At 76.0% G+C, this 17,444-nt stretch carries 13 protein-coding genes; 3 read left to right on the top strand and 10 right to left on the bottom strand.

Annotated features, from left to right (window positions below):
• Positions 1-41 precede the first annotated feature (41 nt).
• From murG to mraZ, 10 genes are all read right to left on the bottom strand, one after another.
• On the bottom strand, positions 42-1,130 hold the full coding sequence (gene murG, locus I4I81_RS04005; RefSeq protein ID WP_218605532.1) for an undecaprenyldiphospho-muramoylpentapeptide beta-N-acetylglucosaminyltransferase: 1,089 nt from the start codon (positions 1,128-1,130) through the stop codon (positions 42-44).
• Entirely contained in the window at positions 1,127-2,422 is a 1,296-nt protein-coding gene (gene ftsW / locus I4I81_RS04000; RefSeq protein ID WP_218605533.1) for a putative lipid II flippase FtsW, read from the bottom strand. Before ftsW ends, murG begins: the two co-directional genes overlap by 4 nt.
• Positions 2,419-3,774, bottom strand: a complete 1,356-nt coding sequence (gene murD, locus I4I81_RS03995) for a UDP-N-acetylmuramoyl-L-alanine--D-glutamate ligase (RefSeq protein ID WP_218615816.1) — start codon at positions 3,772-3,774, stop codon at positions 2,419-2,421. The genes ftsW and murD overlap by 4 nt, the downstream gene beginning before the upstream one ends.
• Positions 3,775-3,838: 64 nt before the next feature.
• Positions 3,839-4,909, bottom strand: a complete 1,071-nt coding sequence (gene mraY / locus I4I81_RS03990; RefSeq protein ID WP_185718551.1) for a phospho-N-acetylmuramoyl-pentapeptide-transferase — start codon at positions 4,907-4,909, stop codon at positions 3,839-3,841.
• Entirely contained in the window at positions 4,906-6,306 is a 1,401-nt protein-coding gene (locus I4I81_RS03985) for a UDP-N-acetylmuramoyl-tripeptide--D-alanyl-D-alanine ligase (protein ID WP_218605896.1), read from the bottom strand. Before I4I81_RS03985 ends, mraY begins: the two co-directional genes overlap by 4 nt.
• Entirely contained in the window at positions 6,303-7,826 is a 1,524-nt protein-coding gene (locus I4I81_RS03980) for a UDP-N-acetylmuramoyl-L-alanyl-D-glutamate--2,6-diaminopimelate ligase (RefSeq protein WP_218605898.1), read from the bottom strand. The genes I4I81_RS03985 and I4I81_RS03980 overlap by 4 nt, the downstream gene beginning before the upstream one ends.
• A 386-nt stretch (positions 7,827-8,212) precedes the next feature.
• Complete coding sequence (locus I4I81_RS03975) at positions 8,213-10,051, bottom strand: peptidoglycan D,D-transpeptidase FtsI family protein (RefSeq protein WP_218615815.1); 1,839 nt, start codon at positions 10,049-10,051, stop codon at positions 8,213-8,215.
• On the bottom strand, positions 10,051-10,875 hold the full coding sequence (ftsL, locus tag I4I81_RS03970; RefSeq protein ID WP_218615814.1) for a cell division protein FtsL: 825 nt from the start codon (positions 10,873-10,875) through the stop codon (positions 10,051-10,053). Before ftsL ends, I4I81_RS03975 begins: the two co-directional genes overlap by 1 nt.
• Before the next feature lie 19 nt (positions 10,876-10,894).
• Positions 10,895-11,878: a 16S rRNA (cytosine(1402)-N(4))-methyltransferase RsmH gene (gene rsmH / locus I4I81_RS03965; RefSeq protein WP_218606283.1), complete on the bottom strand. Its 984-nt coding sequence runs from the start codon at positions 11,876-11,878 to the stop codon at positions 10,895-10,897.
• Between the two features lie 237 nt (positions 11,879-12,115).
• A complete protein-coding gene (gene mraZ, locus I4I81_RS03960; protein ID WP_185718556.1) occupies positions 12,116-12,547 on the bottom strand; it encodes a division/cell wall cluster transcriptional repressor MraZ in 432 nt (143 codons plus the stop codon).
• 423 nt (positions 12,548-12,970) lie between these two features.
• On the opposite strand from mraZ, the gene I4I81_RS03955 reads away from it, so the two are divergent.
• From I4I81_RS03955 to I4I81_RS03945, 3 genes are read left to right on the top strand one after another with little or no spacing between them, the layout of a single operon-like run.
• Positions 12,971-13,984, top strand: a complete 1,014-nt coding sequence (locus tag I4I81_RS03955; protein WP_218605943.1) for an AAA family ATPase — start codon at positions 12,971-12,973, stop codon at positions 13,982-13,984.
• 2 nt (positions 13,985-13,986) lie between these two features.
• The gene (locus I4I81_RS03950; protein ID WP_218605942.1) at positions 13,987-15,198 is read left to right on the top strand and encodes a DUF58 domain-containing protein; all 1,212 of its coding nucleotides are present in this window, start codon (positions 13,987-13,989) and stop codon (positions 15,196-15,198) included.
• A complete protein-coding gene (locus tag I4I81_RS03945; protein ID WP_218615813.1) occupies positions 15,195-17,438 on the top strand; it encodes a transglutaminase TgpA family protein in 2,244 nt (747 codons plus the stop codon). Before I4I81_RS03950 ends, I4I81_RS03945 begins: the two co-directional genes overlap by 4 nt.
• Positions 17,439-17,444: the final 6 nt, after the last annotated feature.

Genomic DNA, 17,444 nt, shown 5'->3' with positions numbered 1-17,444 from the left:
GACCCAGGGCGCTGTGCCGGACGATGGCCTCGCGGGCTCGGTCATGCGCGCGCCACCTCCAGCACCACGCGGGCCAGCCGCTCGTCGGCGTCGGCGTGCCCGGACGCGCGCGCGGCGACGCCCATCGCGGCCAGCCGGGCGGGGTCGGTGAGCAGCGGGAGCAGCTCGGTCAGCACGCGCTCGCCGGTCAGCTCCCCGTCGGGGACGAGGATCCCGCCCCCGGCCGCGACGACCGGTCCGGCGTTGAGCGCCTGCTCCCCGTTGCCGTGCGGCAGCGGGACGTAGACGGCGGGCAGGCCGACCGCCGACACCTCGGCCACGGTCATCGCCCCCGCGCGCCCGAGTACGGCGTCGGCGGCGGCGTAGGCCAGGTGCATGTCGTCGATGTAGGGCAGTGCCACGTAGGAGGGGGGCACGTACCCGTCGGCGGCCGGCGCCGCGGTGCCGCCGCGGCCGTGGGCGTGCAGCACGGCGACCCCGGCGTCGAGCAGGCCGGGCAGGGCGGCGGCGACCGCGGAGTTCAGCGTGCGCGCGCCCTGCGAGCCGCCGAAGACGAGCAGGACCGGGCCGTCGGCGGGCAGGCCGTACTTCTGGCGGGCCTCCGCGCGCAGGGCCGGACGGTCCAGCGTGGTGACGGCGCGGCGCAGCGGGATGCCGAGCACCTCCGCCCCCGGCAGGCCCGACCCGGGGACGGCGGCGACGACCCGCGCGGCGAACCGGGCACCGACCTTGTTGGCCAGGCCGGCGCGCGCGTTGGCCTCGTGCACGACGATCGGGACGCGGCCGCGGGCGCCGAGGTAGGCGGGCAGCGCGACGTAGCCGCCGAACCCGACCACCACGTCGGCGTCGACGGCGGTGAGCACCTCGCGCACCCGCGTGATCGCGCCGCGGACGCGACCGGGCAGCCGCAGCAGGTCGACGCTCGGCTTGCGCGGCAGCGGGACCGGCGGGATCAGCTCCAGCGGATAGCCGCGGGCCGGGATCAGCGTGGAGTCGAGGCCACGCTCCGTGCCCAGCGCGGTGACCCGCGAGTCGGGGACGAGGCGGCGCACGGCGTCGGCGAGGGCGAGGGCGGGCTCGATGTGCCCCGCACTCCCCCCGCCGGCGACGACGACGGACAGGTCGCTCATCGGACCCGCGCCGAGGCCCGGGTCACCGGCGCCTTGTACGGCTCCGGCGGCGACAGCAGGAACATCCGCGCGATCCGGCCCTGGCCCGGGCGGCGCAGCACGGCGACCGCCTCCGGCTCGTGGCGGGCGGCGTTGGCGAGGACGCCGAACACGAACATGGTGACCACGAGCGAGGTCCCTCCGGACGAGATCAGCGGGAGCTGCAGCCCGGTCACCGGCAGCAGCCCCACGACGTAGCCGATGTTGATGGCGGCCTGGGCGACGAGCCAGGTCGTGGACGTGGCGACGACGATCCGCAGCCACGGGTCGGTGGTGCGCGAGGCGATCCGGAACCCGGTGTAGGCCAGCGTGGCGAACAGCGCGAGCACCGAGAACGCCCCGACGAAGCCCAGCTCCTCGCCGATGATCGCGAAGATGAAGTCGTTGTGGGCGTTGGGCAGGTAGCTCCACTTGGCCCGGCCCTGCCCGAGCCCGACGCCGAACAGGCCGCCGTCGGCGAGCGAGTACAACGCCTGGCGGGCCTGGAAACCGGCGGCCTGGGTGTCGCTGGCGTCGAGGAAGGAGGTGATGCGCGCGAGGCGGTACGGGGCGGCCAACCCGAGGATCAGCGCGCCGCCCGCAGCCCCGGCGAGCAGTGCGCCCATCAGGCGCAGCGGCGCCCCGCCGAAGTACAGCAGCGAGATGACCACCACGCCGAGCGTGATCAGCATCCCGAAGTCGGGCTGCAGCACGAGCAGCACGCACAGCAGCAGCGCCACCGGCATGACCGGGGACAGCGCGTACTTCCAGCGGTGCATGACCGCGCGGCGGGCCGCGAGGACGTGCGCGCCCCACAGCGTCAGCGCCACCTTGACGGCCTCCGACGGCTGGATCGTGAACGAGCCGCCGATCGCGATCCACGCCTTCGAGCCGCTGCGCACGGTGCCGAACAGCAGCACCGCGACCAGCGCGACGACGCCGATCACCAACGCGGCCGGGGCGAGCGCGCGCAGCCGCCGCGGGGAGATCCGCAGACCGAGCCAGAACATCGCGACACCGGGGACACAGAACAGCAGCTGGCGGTAGAACACGTCGTAGGAGGACCCGTCGCTGACCAGCGACTCCACCGACGACGCCGACAGCACCATGACCAGGCCGAACAGCGTGAGCAGCCCGAAGACGCCGAGCACGAGGTGCAGCGAGGTGAGCGGGCGCGAGAGCCACTGCGCGAGCGCCGAGCCGGCCCGGCCGACGGCCTGCCGCACGGCGCCGGGCTGCGGCGCGGGTCGCCGGGCCGGGGAGCGCGTGCTCACGCGGGGACCTCCGCGAGGGCGGCCACGGCGCCCGCGAAAGCCTCCCCGCGCTCAGCGTAGTCGCGGAACTGGTCCATCGACGCCGCCGCGGGGGCGAGCAGGACGACGTCGCCGGGCTGGGCGAGGGCGGCGGCACGGCGCACGGCGGACGACATGGGCCCATCGTCGCCCGCGACCACCTCGCTCACGGGGACCTCGGGCGCGTGTCGCGCGAGCGCGGCGAGGATCTCCGAACGGTCGGTGCCGATCACCACGACCCCCCGCAGGCGTCCGGCGTGGCGGGCCACCAGGTCGTCGACCGAGGCCCCCTTGAGGAGCCCGCCCGCGATCCACACGACCCGGCCGGGGACCGCGGCCAGCGACGCCGACGCCGCGTGCGGGTTCGTCGCCTTCGAGTCGTCGACGTAGCCGACGCCGCCGATCTCGGCCACCCGCTCGGCGCGGTGGCGTCCCGGGCGGAACCCGGTGAGCCCGTCGCGCACCGCGTCGGGTCCGACGCCGTGGGCGCGTGCCAGTGCCGCGGCGGCGAGGGCGTCGGTGACGCCGGGCGGGCCGCCGGGCTCGACGTCGGCGGCCGCGGTGAGCTCGACGGTCTCGCCGAACGCCCGGTCGACCAGCATCCCGTCGACGACGCCCAGCTCCCCCGCCCGCGGCTCGCGCAGCGTCACCCCGACCTTCCGCGGGGCCGGGGCCGCGGCCAGGAGGGCCGCGGCGCGGTCGTCGTCGACGCCCGCGACGGCGACCGGGCCGAGCAGCGCGCGGGCCTTCGCGGCGGCGTAGGCGTCCATGGAGCCGTGCCAGTCGAGGTGGTCCTCGGCGACGTTGAGCACGACCCCCGCCGCCGGGACGATCGACGGCGACCAGTGCAGCTGGAAGCTCGACAGCTCCACGGCGAGCACCGGGTGCCCCGCGCGCACGGCATCGACGCACGCGTAGCCGATGTTTCCGCAGGCGACGGCGTCGAGGCCGCCCGCGCGCAGCATCGCCGCGAGCATCCCGGTGGTCGTGGTCTTGCCGTTGGTGCCGGTGACGACGAGCCACGCGGGCGGCTCGGGGCGCGCGGCCCCCAGCCACCAGGCCAGCTCGGTCTCCCCGACGACGGGCACGCCGAGCCGGGTGATCGGGTGGTCCGGCCGCCGCCCCGGCCCGGTGACGACGAGTGCGGTACCCGGCGGCAGGGCGTCCTCGGACCCGGCGACGGCCCCGTCGGGCAGGTCGACGAGCCGATCGGGCACGGAGTCGGTGACGGTGACCCGGGCCCCGATCTCGACGAGCGCGCGAGCGGCGGCGAGCCCGGAGATCCCGGCCCCGGCGACGACGACAGCGGCCCCGCGCAGCTCCTCGGGCCTCATGATCGACGTTCCGGAACCCCGTGCGGGCCCCGGCCCGCCCCCCGTTCCGAGACGCTGATCATGCTCAGGCCCCCGCGCTGGCGGTGAGCCACTCGCTGTAGAACAGGCCCAGGCCCAGTGCCGCGCACATCGCCGCGAGCAGCCAGAACCGGATGATCACCGTGGTCTCGGCCCAGCCGGCCAGCTCGAAGTGGTGGTGGAACGGGGCCATCCGGAACAGCCGGCGACGGGTCGTGCGGAACACCACGATCTGCAGCGCCACCGACAGCGCCTCGACCACGAACACCCCGCCGATGACGACGAGCAGCAGCTCCGTGCGCGTCACCATCGACAGGCCCGCGATCAGGCCGCCGAGTGCGAGCGAGCCGGTGTCGCCCATGAAGATCCGGGCGGGGGCGGCGTTCCACCACAGGAACCCGATGCAGGCGCCCATCGCGGCGGCGGCGACGAGGCCGACGTCGAGCGGGTCGCGCACCTGGTAGCAGCCGGCGACCGGGTTGATCGCGCACGCGTTGCGGAACTGCCAGAACGCGATGATCACGTAGGTGGCGAGCACCATCGCCGACGTGCCCGCGGCGAGCCCGTCGAGTCCGTCGGTGAGGTTGACCGCGTTCGACCAGGCCGCGATGACGAGGTAGGCGAACAGCACGAACCCGATCGCGCCGAAGCTCAGCACGGTGATGTCGCGGACGAAGGACAGGCTCGTCGACGCCGGGGTGAGGCCGTCGCTGTTGGCGAAGCGGACCGCGAGCACCCCGAACACGACCGCGGTGATCAGCTGCCCGACGAGCTTGGAGGTCTTGTTCAGCCCGAGGTTGCGCTTGCGGCGGAGCTTGAGGAAGTCGTCGAGGAAGCCGACGGCCCCCAGCGCGGTCGTCAGGAACAGCACGAGCAGCGCGGAGAGCGTGATCGGCTCGCTGGTGAACAGGTGCGAGAGCAGGTAGCCCAGCCAGATCGCGATGAGGATCGCGACGCCGCCCATCGTCGGCGTGCCGCGCTTGGCCTGGTGGCTCGACGGCCCCTCGGCGCGGATCTCCTGGCCGAACCCCTGCCGCGCGAAGAAGCGGATCAGGTACGGCGTGAGCAGGATCGACACCGCGAGCGCCACGCCCGCGGCGATGAAGACACCTCTCACCGAGCTCCCTCCAGCAGGCCGGCCGCCAGCCGCTCCAGGCCCGCCGCACGGGAGGCCTTGACCAGCACGACGTCCCCGGGCCGCAGTTCGGCCCGCAGCAGTTCCAGTGCGGCGTCGACGTCGGCGGTGTCGCGGGGGGCGCCGTACTCCGGCGCACCCACCGCCACCAGCTCGTCGACGCCGTGTGCGAGTGCGTCCGCCGCGACCTGCGCGTGCGCGGCGTCGGAGCCCTCGCCCAGCTCGCCGATCCGGCCGAGCACGGCCCAGGTCCGGCGGCCGGTGCCGATCGAGACGAGCGCGGACAGCGCGGCGCGCATCGACTCCGGGTTGGCGTTGTAGGCGTCGTTGACGACGGTGACGCCGTCGGGCCGCTCGGTGAGCTCCATCCGCCACCTCGACGTGGGCTCGGCGAGCGAGAGGGCCGTGGCGACGCCGTCGACGGTGCCCCCGACCTCCAGTGCCACGGCGGCCGCGGCGAGGGCGTTGCCGACGTGGTGCTCACCGATCAGGCGCAGCGCGACCGGGGCCGACCCGCCGGGTGCGACGAGAGTGAAGCGGGCCCGCCCGGCGTCGAGGTGGACCTCCTCCGCGCGGACGTGCGCGTTGGGGTGCCGCCCGGTGAGCACGACGTGGGCCCCGGTGCGGATGCCCATCGCGGCGACGGCGGGGTCGTCGGCGTTGAGCACCGCGATCCCGTCGACGGGCAGGGCCTCCACCAGCTCGCCCTTGGCCGCGGCGATCGCGGCGGTCGAGCCGAACTCGCCGAGGTGGGCCGAGCCGACGTTGAGCACCACGCCGATCCGGGGCGGCACGGCGGCGGCGAGCGCGGCGATGTGCCCGGCCCCGCGCGCGGAGAACTCCAGCACGAGGTGGCGGGTGGTCTCACCGGCGCGCAGGGCGGTCCAGGGAAGGCCGAGCTCGTTGTTGAACGACCCGGGCGGCGCGACGGTCTCCCCCAGCGGCGCGAGCACGGCGGCGAGCAGGTCCTTCGTGGACGTCTTGCCCGAGCTGCCGGTGACGCCGACGACCACGAGGTCGGGCAGCTCCGCCACGGCGTGCCCGGCGAGGCGCCCCAGCGCGGCGAGGACGGCGGCGCCGTGGCCGTCGGGGTCGGTGCTCGCGAGATAGGTGTCGGTGCGCCGGTCGGGCACCTCGGGGGCGATCACGGCGGGCGCGTCGACCTCGCGACCGGCCAGCACGGCCACCGCACCCGCGTCGATCGCGGCGGCGGCGAAGTCGTGCCCGTCGACCCGCTCCCCCGGCAGCGCGACGAACAGCCCGCCGGCGCGGACCGCGCGGGTGTCGAACTCGACCGCGGTGACGATCTCGTCGCCCGTCGCCCGGTGCAGGCGCCCGCCGGTGACCGCCGCGACCTGGGCCGACGTCATCGGCCTCACGGGCGAACACCCGCCGCGGACAGCGCCGACGCGAGCTCCGCGGCGTCGTCGAAGGGGTGCTTGACGCCGTGGATCTCCTGGCCGACCTCGTGCCCCTTCCCCGCGACGACGACGGCGTCCCCCGGCCCGGCCGCGGCCACCGCCGCGGCGATGGCGGCGCGGCGGTCGCCGATCTCCACGACCTCGCCGCGGCCCGGCTCGGCCACCGCACCGGCGAGCATCGCGGCGCGGATCTCGGCGGGGTCCTCGGTGCGCGGGTTGTCGTCGGTGACGACCAGCAGCGACGACCGGGCCGCCGCGGCCGCGCCCATCATCGGGCGCTTGCCGCGGTCGCGGTCACCACCGCAGCCGAGCACCGTGATGATCCGGCCGTGGACCTCGTCGCGCAGGGCGTCGAGCAGGGCGGCGACGGCGGCGGGCTTGTGCGCGTAGTCGACGACGGCCAGGAACGGCTGCCCGGAGTCGACGCGCTGCATCCGCCCCGGCACCGCGACGCCCGCGATCCCGGCCGCGCCGACCTCCGCCGGCACCCCGACGGCGTCGAGGCAGGCCAGCGCGACCAGGGCGTTGGCCACGTTGAACGCCCCGGGCAGCAGCAGCCGGGCCGGGACCGCGCGGCCGTAGGGGGTGAGGACGGTGAAGGTCTGCGAGCCGTCCTGGCCGGTGACGGCGTCGATCGCGCGCCAGTCGGCCGGGGCGCCGGTGCTGCTGACCGTGACCACGCCCGGCGTGCGGGCGGCGAGGCGCTGCCCCCACCCGTCGTCGACGCAGACGACCCCGTGCTGCGCCCACCGGTCGAACAGCGTCGCCTTGGTCTCGAAGTAGTCCTCCATGTCGCGGTGGAAGTCGAGGTGGTCCTGCGACAGGTTCGTGAACGCGCCGACGGCGAACCGCGTGCCGCCGACCCGGCCCAGCGCGAGGGCGTGGCTGGACACCTCGACGGCCACGTCGGTGACCCCGGCCTGCGCCATCACGGCGAACAGGGCCTGCAGGTCGGGCGCCTCGGGGGTGGTGAACGAGCTCGGCAGGCGCTGCGCGCCGACGCGGGTGCCGATGGTGCCGATCAGCCCGGTCGAGCGGCCGGCCGCGGCCAGCCCGGTCTCGACGAGGTGGGTGACGGTGGTCTTGCCGGAGGTCCCGGTGACGCCCAGGACGGTCAGCGCGGCCGTCGGGTCGCCGTAGACGAGCGAGGAGGCCGAGCCCAGCACCGTGCGGGGGGTGGGATGGACGAGCACCGGGACGCCGATCGGGCGGGTGGCGCCGTCGGGGTCGGTGAGCACGGCGACCGCACCCGCGGCGACCGCGGCGGCGGCGAAGTCGGCGCCGTGGGCCCGCGAGCCGGGCAGCGCGGCGAACAGGTCGCCCGGCCGGACGTCGGAGGCCCGCAGCGTCACACCCGTGACCAGCACCCCCGGTGGTGGCGGTGCGACCCCGACGCGGGCCGCGACCGCGCGCAGGTCCACCGGCGGGAGCGCCCGCGGTCGGGTCGGCACCTCGGTGGGCGGGCTCGCGTACGACACGGGGGGAGGCTACCGGCGGGTGCCCCGGGCCCCGCCCGCGCACCGGGCCCCGCCACCGCAGGCCGGGACCGTCCGGCGCAGCAGGATCACCGGTCGTCGCGGGCCCGCCGCGCGGTGCCGGGCCACCTCCCGGCCGGTGACCGGTGATCGCGGGCGACCCCCGCCCGGCCGACCCCGGCCCCGGCCCCTCACGGCACGAACGGTGACGGAGGGCTCCGGTCCGGTCACCGCCCCGACCCGGCCGACCACCGATGCCCGATTCGTCCCCGTCCACCCCCGGGCCACCCCAGCCCCACGCGCACCCACCGCCACCACGCGCACCGTCGAGCGTGCGCGCGGCGGCGGTGGATACGCGCCCGCGGGCGGGAGGGACGGGGCGGGCCGTGTCAGGGGGCGACGAGCGTCTGGACCGGGGCCGGCTCCGCGCTCACCGGCAGCCCCTCGCGCTGGGCGAGGTAGCTGGCGATGTCGTGGAACAGCGGCGCGGCACTCGAGCCGCCGACGGGGGCGTCGAGCATGATCGCGATGACGTAGCGCGGGTCCTGCGCCGGGATCATGCCCGCGAAGGTGATCCAGTACGACGAGCGCGAGTAGCAGGCGCAGTCCGGGTCGACCTGCTGGGCCGTGCCGGTCTTGCCCGCCACCTGGTAGCCCGGCACGGCGGCCTGCGGGCCGGTGCCGCGCTGGCCGCGGGCGTCCTGGGTGACCGCGGTGAGCATGGTCCGCACCTGCGCCGCCGTCTCCGGCGAGACGACCCGCGTCGACTCCGGGGCGGGCGTCGGGGTGCGCAGGCCGTCGGGCCCGATCGTCCCCGCGACGATCCGCGGCGGGATGCGCACGCCGTCGTTGGCGATGGCCTGGTACATCCCGGCCATCTGCAGCACCGTCATCGACAGGCCCTGCCCGATCGGCAGGTTGCCGAACGTCGAGCCGGACCACGCCTCGCGCGCCGGCACCGATCCGGCGCTCTCGCCCGGCAGGCCGACCTCGGTGCGCACACCGACCCCGAACGCGGCGAGCATCGCGGCGAAGCGGTCCTCGCCGACGCGCTGCGCGGTCATGATCGTGCCGACGTTGGAGGACTTCGCGAGCACGCCGGTGAGCGTGTAGTTCTCGACGCCGTGGTCCCAGGCGTCCTTGATCGTCCGGTCGGCCACGTCGATCGTGCCGGGCACGGAGAGAACCTCGTCCGGGGTGGCGACGCCGAACTCCAGCGCCGCGGCCATCGTGACGACCTTGTTCACCGATCCCGGCTCGAACGGGCTGGTCACGGCCGGGTTTCCGCCACCGGTGCCGGTGGAGCGGTCGGCGTCGCCGCCGTTGGCCAGCGCGAGCACCTGCCCGGTCGCGACGTCGAGCACCACGGCCGAGGAGGACTCCCCCGCCCCGGTGCGCGCCACCTCGTCGGCGAGCGCGCGCTGCACGGTGAACTGCAGGTCGGAGTCGAGCGTGAGCTGCAGGTCCGAGCCGGGCACGACGGGCCGCTCGAACTGCGTGCTGCCCGGGATCTCCGCCGCGCTCTCCTCGGCCTGCCCGACGACCCGCAGTCCCGGCGAGCCGGCCAGCAGGTTGTCCTGGGAGTTCTCCAGGCCCTCACGCCCGGTGATCCGCTCCTCGCCGGCGTCCCAGCGGGAGAAGCCGACGATGCTCGACGCCAGGGAACCGCCCGGGTACTCCCGCTTCTCGCGGTACTCCTCGGCGATCAACGGGAAGCGTTCGCGCAGGTCACGGGCCACGTCGGGGTCGACGTACTCGGCGAGCACGACGTAGCCGCGGTCGGCACTGAGCTTGTCGACGAGCTCCTGGCGGTCCTGCCCCGTCGACGCGGCGACGGCGGTGGCCATCTCCTGGACCATCGACGCGGTGCCGTCACCGAGGGTGCGGGCGATCGTGCGCGGGTTCGCGACCAGCGCCCGCGCCTCGACGCTGAACGCCAGCGGGGTGCCCGCGCGGTCCAGGATCGAGCCGCGCTCGGCGGGCACCTCCAGCTCGACGGTGCGCTGGCGCTCCGCGGCCGCCGTCAGCTCGGAGGCCTGCACGGTCTGCACCGTGACGAGCTTGAGCGTGGCCAGCCCCAGCGCCACGACGAGCACGATCCGGCCGACCTTGAACCGGGCGTTGTGGTCACGGGTGCGCGGCGGCGGGCGCCGCGGCGGCGCCTTGCGCGCGGTGGGTGCGGTGCGGGCTGCTCCGCCGGGCCGGGTCCGGGGCGGGGCGGAGGGCATCAGCCCGCGGCCGCGGTGTCGGTGCCTGCGGTGTCGGTGCCTGTGGTGTCGGTGCCTGTGGTGTCGGTGCCGGCCGCGGGGTCGACCACCGCCGGGTCGGAGGCGGGCTGGTCGGCCGCGGGCTGGGCGGCCGGCTCGGCCACGGCGGGGGCGACCCCGGCCGCCAGGTCGGGGTCGAGGGCCGCGTTCGGGTCGACGGCGGGGTTCGGGTCGACGGCGGCGTTCGGGTCCACCGGCGCCGCGTTCGGGTCCACAGGTGCGTTCGGGTCCACAGGTGCGTTCGGGTCCACCGGGACCGGTGCCGCCGGCGGGGCCGCCACGACGGGCGGGGCGGGCGCGCGGGCCACCAGCGGATCCCCGACGACCGTGACCGCCCCGTCCTCGCCGACGACGAGCCGGGCCGGGTCCTGCACCGGCACCATCCCCATCTCCGACGCCCGGCGGGCGAGCTCGGGGGCGGACGCCGCGACGGCGACCTCCCGGCGGAGCCGCTCGACCTGCTCGGTCATCGAGCCGGCCTCGTCGCGGGCGGCCTGCAGCCGGTAGGAGTCGGCCGCCGCGGCCGTCGAGAGCCACAGCGTCGTCACCAGACCGACACCGAGGAGGACCATCACCAGCAGCACGAACTGCGCACGCCGGGTCGACGGCCCGGACCGCGCGGGGCGCACCCCTCCGACGAGGCGGCGCAGCCGCTCGTCGCGCTTCGCGTAGGCCCGCTGGGCCGCGGGTGCCCCCCGCTGGGCGGGGATCACCGCCGGCTTGGGCGCGCGCGCCGGCCGCGGCGCGGTGCGCACCTTCGAACGCTCGGTCACCGGTGCACTCATCGCTTACCCACCCTCGTGCTCATGCTGCGCTCCCCCCGATCCGTTCCGCCGCCCGCAGACGCACCGAGGCGGCCCTCGGGTTGTCCGCGATCTCCTCGTCGCCCGCCTGCTCCGACCCGCGCGTCAGCAACCGCAGCTCGGGCCCGTGGTCGGGCAGCTCGACGGGCAGGTCCACCGGCGTGCGAGAGGTGGACCGCCCGGCCAGCTCACGCTTGACCATCCGGTCCTCCAGCGAGTGGTAGGACAGCACGACCAGGCGGCCGCCGACCGCGAGCGCGTCGAGTGCGGCGGGCAGCGCCCCACGCAGTGCCTCCAGCTCGGCGTTGACCTCGATCCGCAGCGCCTGGAACGTCCGCTTCGCGGGGTGTCCCCCGGTCCGTCGCGACGCCGCGGGCACCGCCGTGTAGAGCAGTTCGACGAGCTCGGCACTGCGCCGCAGCGGCGCCGTCGCCCTGCGCCGGCCCACCGCCTGGGCGATGCGCAGCGCGAACCGCTCCTCGCCGTACTCCCGCAGCACGCGGGCGAGCTGCGGGACGGGGTAGGTGTTGAGCACGTCGGCCGCGGTGGGCCCGGTGGTGGGGTCCATCCGCATGTCGAGGTCGGCGTCGCGGGAGTAGGAGAACCCGCGTTCGTCGGCGTCGAGCTGCAGCGAGGAGACACCGAGGTCGAACAGCACGCCGTCGACGGGCCCCAGCCCGAGGTCGGCGAGCACGTCGGCGATGCCGTCGTAGACCGCGTGCACGAGGTGCGTGCGGTCGGCGTAGGCGACGAGCCGGCGACCGGCGAGCGCGAGCGCGTCCGGGTCGCGGTCGAGGCCGACGAGGACGAGCCGCGGGTGCGCCGCCAGCAACGCCGCCGCGTGGCCGCCGAGGCCCAGCGTGGCGTCGATGAGCACGGGGGGTGGTCCGGGTCGCGTCAGAGCGGGCGCGAGCAGCTCGGCGACACGGGGCAGGAGCACCGGGACGTGCCTGGCCCCAGCCGGCCCGTCCTGATCATCCTGCACCGTTCACCTCCCACGCCCTGCCGCCGCCGTACCGTCGTGCCCCGCCGTCGGTGTTCCGCGGACCGCGCCCGTGCTCCCCAGCCTGGGCGTGGTCGGCGGTGCCCCCACCCGGACGCCGCGCCCACCTCCACGCCGCCGCCGGACCTGGCACCGGGGAAGGTGCGCCAGGGCCGCAGGCGTCGCGGAAGGAACGCGGCGCCCGGGTGGGGACACCGACCTCGTTCGTTCCTCTCGGGCTCAGATGAGCCCGGGAAGGACCTCCTCCTGCGCTTTCGCGTACTCGTCCTCGTGCTGTTCCTGGTACTGCTGCCAGGCCTGCGCGTCCCAGATCTCGGCACGCGTGAACGCGCCGATCACCACGCAGTCCTTGCTGAGCCCCGCGTAGCGCCGCAGCTCCGCGTTGATGGCGATGCGGCCCTGTGAGTCGGGGTTCTGGTCGTCGGTGCCGGAGAAGAGGTTGCGTTGGAACACCCGGGCCGACTCGCTGGTGAGCGGAGCCGAGGCGACCTTCGCCGCCATCTCGCCGAAGGCCTCCCTGGTGAAGACGTAGAGGCAGTGGTCCTGCCCCTTCGTGATCATCAGACCGCCTCGCAGTTCGTCCCGGAACTTGGCGGGCAGCGTGAGCCGCCCCTTGTCGTCCAGCTTCGGGGTGTAGGTGCCGAGGAACATCGGCGCCACCTCCACCGCGGCCGGTGCCGAGACGACCCCAGTGCGCCCCAGCGATCTCCACACTACCCCACTTCCCTCCACCGTCAACCTGTGCCAAGACCGCTCATCCGCTGGTCGCACGCAGAAACCGCAGCTCAGAGCGCTGACGATCCAGTGGGGGGCGGTGGGGCACCACACGGCCGCGCAACGACTTTCGTCGCCCAGGATGCTCCATTCGACTACGGAGAGTCACAGTTCTTCGCCACACGAGACCTCCGGAGCCGGGCTGGTGGGCACTGTGGGGGGCCGGTGGGGATCGGGCGCGACGGCGGTGGGGGAAAGTGGTGGAGGGCCCGACGTCACCCGTCCGGGTACGCCGATCGCGGCGGTTTGACAGACTGGGCCGCGGAGCACCCCGCCGGGCCTCCACGGAGCGAGGACACCATGCGAGGAGGTCGGGTGACGACGACCAGCAGCCGTTCCGGTCGGGACGCGGTTCCCGGCGTCGGACTGGCCGAGGTGGCCGAGCTGAGCGCCCGGGTCGCGGCCAACATCCAGCGCGTGATCGTCGGCAAGCCCGACGTCGTGCGCATCGCACTGGTGACGCTGCTCGCCGAGGGGCACCTGCTCGTCGAGGACGTGCCGGGCGTCGGCAAGACCTCGCTCGCCAAGGCGCTGGCGCGGTCGATCGACTGCTCGGTGAGCCGCGTGCAGTTCACCCCCGACCTGCTCCCGGGCGACATCACCGGCATGTCGATCTACAACCGGCAGTCCACGGAGTTCGAGTTCCGGCCCGGCCCGGTGTTCGCCAACATCGTGATCGCCGACGAGATCAACCGCGCGTCGCCGAAGACCCAGTCGGCCCTGCTGGAGTGCATGGCCGAGCACCAGGTCACCGTCGACGGCGCCACCTACGCCCTCGCCAGTCCGTTCATGGTCGTCGCCACGCAGAACCCGATCGAGATGGACGGCACCTACCCCCTGCCCGAGGCCCAGCGCGACCGTTTCACCGCGCGCGTGTCCGTCGGGTACCCGGACGTCGCGGCCGAGCTGGCGATGGTCGACGAGCACGCCAGCAGCGACCCGCTCGAGCACCTCGGCCCGGTCACCGACGCCCGGCGCCTGCACGCGGTCATCGAGGCGGTGCGGCAGGTCCGCCTCGGCCCGGAGGTGCGGCAGTACTGCGTCGACCTCGTCGGGATCACCCGGCGGCTGCCCGAGGTCCGCCTCGGCGCCTCCCCCCGCGCCACCCTGCAGCTCGTGCGCGCGGCGAAGGCCCAGGCCGCGCTGGCCGGTCGCGGCTTCGTCGTGCCCGACGACGTGCAGGCCGTCGCCGTCCCGGTGCTCGCCCACCGCCTGCTCCTCACCCCGGACGCGCAGGCGTCGCGGCGCTCGGCGGTCGAGCTGGTCCGGGCGCTGCTGGGCCGCCACCCGGTCCCCCAGCGGGCCGGCGGCTGACCGTGCGGCTGGCGGGCCTGACGACCCGCGGGCGCTGCCTGCTCGCCGCCGGTGCGGCCACCGCGGTCTCGGCGTTCGTCCTCGACGAGCGCGACCTGCTCCGCGTCGGCGCCTTCGTCGCACTGCTGCCGCTGCTCGCCCTGCTGGTGTCGGTGTTCACCCGCCGCTCGGTACGCGGGTCCCGCGAGGTCTCCCCCGAGCGCGTCCCGGCCGGTGGCGAGGTCTCCGTCGGGATCACGCTGCCCGGCGGGCCGCTGGTCGGCGCCCTGCGCCTGGTCGACGCCGTGCCGGACGCCTCGGGCCCGCAGCCGTCGGCCCCGCCCCGGTTCACCGTGCACCGCCTGTCCCCCCGCGCCGGCGCGCAGCTGTCCTACCCGCTGATCCCGGCCCAGCGCGGCGTCCACCGGATCGGCCCGCTCACCGGCAGCTCCACCGACCCGCTCGGTCTCGCCGAGTTCGAGCGCGAGCTCGCTCCGGCGTCCCTGCTCGTCGCACTCCCCCGGGTCATCGGGCTGCGCGGCATGCCGCAGGCGCTCGGTTCCGGCGAGGGCACGCCCGGCGCCGCGCTCGCCCACCAGGGCCAGGGCCGCTCCGACGTCCTGGTCCGCCAGTACCGCCGGGGCGACGAGCTGCGCCGCGTGCACTGGCGCAGCACCGCCCGCCACGACGAGCTGATGGTCCGGCTCGAGGAACGCCCGTGGCGCACCGGCACCACCGTGCTGCTCGACCGCCGCGACGCCGCGCACCGCGGCCACGGCCCCGACTCCAGCCTGGAGGTCGCGATCAGCCTCGCCGCGAGCATCTGCACCCACCTCGGCGGCCGCGGTGAGGTGATCACCCTGGTCACGGAGGACGGCGCCGAGCTGGGCACCGCCTCCGGCGACATCGACCCGCTGCTCGACACGCTCGCCGCTCTGCGCCCCGTGGCCCGCACCGACCTCGCCGGCCCCGAGCTGGCCGGCGACGTGCTCGCCGTCCTCGGGGCACTCGGCGCCGGCGACCTGGAGTCCCTGATCGCCCGCCAACCCGCGGGCGGGCACGCCGTCCTCCTCGACGTCGCGGGCTGGGAACCGGCCGGCCGCGGCCCCGACGTCGCCGCCGCGGCCACCGCCCTGCGCCGCGCCGGATGGCGGGTCGCGGTCGCCCGCGCGGGCGTCGCGCCCGACCGCGCGTGGGACGAGCTGGTCGCCCAGAGCATCGGGAGCACGTCGTGACGCTCACCGCCCCGCGGCCCGCCCGCACCGCACAGCGACCGGCGAACCCCGGCCCGGCCCCGCGACCGCTGGCCCCCGTCCTGTGCGCGGTCGCGGTGCTGCTCGCCGCGGGCCCCGTCTCCGCCGTCGTCCAGGGGCCGGCGTGGCTCGGGTACGCGGGCGCGGCGGTCGGGCTCGTCGCCGTCGTCGGGGTGGTGGCCGCGTTCGCGCCGCGGATCCCGGCCCTCGCCGTCGCGCTCGTGCAGGTGGCCGGGCTGCTCGGCCTGGTCACCGCCCAGTTCACCGACGACGGTGTGGCCCGGGTGCTGCCCGGCCCCGCCGCGCTCGGCGACCTGGGCGCGCTGCTGGCCGGGGCAGGCGGGCAGATCGACGTCGGCACGGCCCCCGTCGCGTCGACGCCGGAGATCCTGTTCCTCGTCACCGCATCCCTCGGCCTGCTCACGGTGGCGGTACACCTCGCCGCCGTCGGGGCGGCGGCCCCGGCCGCGGCCGGCGTGCCGCTGCTCGCCGCGTTCGCCGTACCCGCGGCCCTGGCCGACGACCTGCTCCCGTGGTGGACGCTCGCCACCGCCGCACTCGGCTTCGGACTGCTCCTGCTCGCCCCCGACGGCAACCGCCGCCAGATCCCGGGCGGCGCGGTGCTCGTCGCGGGGGCGGCGGTGCTCGCGCTGCTCGTCGGCACCGCCACGGCGTTCGTCGGTACCGCGGGGCGCTTCGACGGTGGCGGCGACGGGGCCGGGCGCGGCGCGATCGGGCTGAGCCCGTTCACCGCGCTGCGCGGCCAGCTCGACCAGAGCACGCCCACCCCGCTGTTCGAGGTCCGCGGGCTGGCCCGGCCCCAGTACCTGCGCGCGCTGACGTTGAGCGACTACCAGTCCGGGGTCGGCTGGCAGGCCACCCGGCCGGGCCCCGGCGTCTCGCCCGTCGGTCCGTTCGCACAGCCGTCGGTACCCGGCGAGCTCGCCGACGTGACGATCGACAACGTCGGCTTCCGCGACTACTGGCTCCCGCTCTACGGCACCCCCCTGACCGTCGGGGGTCTGTCGCCCGACCTCTTCGTCTACGACGAGCCCAGCGGCATCGCCTACACCGCCCGCCCGCAGGAGCAGGACACGTGGACGCAGCAGGCGTTCCTGCCCGCCCCCACCACCGACCTCCTGCGGGCGGCGCAGGGCGAGCGGCCCGCGGCGATCTACGCGAACATCCTCGGCGTCGACCCTCGGGTCACCGAGATCGCGCAGGAGGTCACCGCCGGGGCGGCCACCGACTTCGACCGCGCGATGGCCCTGCAGGAGTACTTCACCGGGCCCGACAGCGCGTTCACCTACGACCTGGCGACGGCCCCGCCCGCGGGCGACGACGCGTTGGTCGAGTTCCTCACGGTCGGCCGCGTCGGCTACTGCGAGCAGTTCGCGTCCGCGATGGCCGTCATGCTGCGCACCGTCGGGGTCCCGGCGCGGGTGGCCGTCGGGTTCACCGCGGGCTCGCCGGTCGGCGACTACCGCGCGGTCGGCACCTCCGACGCGCACGCGTGGGTGGAGGCGTGGTTCCCCGGCATCGGCTGGACCGTGTTCGACCCCACCCCGCTCACCGACGGCCGCACGATCACCCCGCCCTACGTCGAGCAGGCCCGCACCGAGGCCGCGAACGGCGGAGCGGGCGCGGGCGGGGCCCCGGCGGCGCCGACCCCGGCCGCCCCCACCGCCGCACCCGCCCCGACCGCGGACCCGCAGACCCCCGACGCCGCCGCTGCGGCCCCCGTCCCCGTCGAGACCGGCCTCCCGCTCTGGCCGCTGTTCGTCCTGCCGGCCCTCCTGCTGGTGGGGCTCGCCCCGGCCGTGGTCCGGGCCCTGCGCGGGCGCTCCCGGCTGAGCGCGGCCGCGGCCGGCGGCGAGGGGGCGGCCGGGGCGGCGTGGGACGAGATCGTCGCCATGTCGGCCGACCGGCGGGTGCCGGTGCCGGCCACCGACACCGTGCGCGCCGCGGCCCGGCGGCTCGTGCGCGAGCACCGGCTCGACGCCGGGGCCCAGGACGCCGTTCGGGCCGTCGTCACCGCGATCGAGGCGAGCTGGTTCGGCGACCGCCACCCCGCCCCCGCAGAGCTGACAGGACCGGTCCGGACGGTCCGGGACGCCATCGCGGCGGGCAGCCCGCTCACGCTGCGGGCGCGCCTGCTCCCGCCGTCGGTCCTGACCCGCGCGGCCCGCCCGTCGGAGGAACCGGCGACGACGAGCGCCTGACCCGGG

This window comes from Pseudonocardia abyssalis (genome assembly GCF_019263705.2).
GTDB lineage: Bacteria > Actinomycetota > Actinomycetes > Mycobacteriales > Pseudonocardiaceae > Pseudonocardia > Pseudonocardia abyssalis.
Note: the sequence above shows the minus strand (reverse complement) of the source record. Positions and strands in the feature narration are given on the sequence as shown.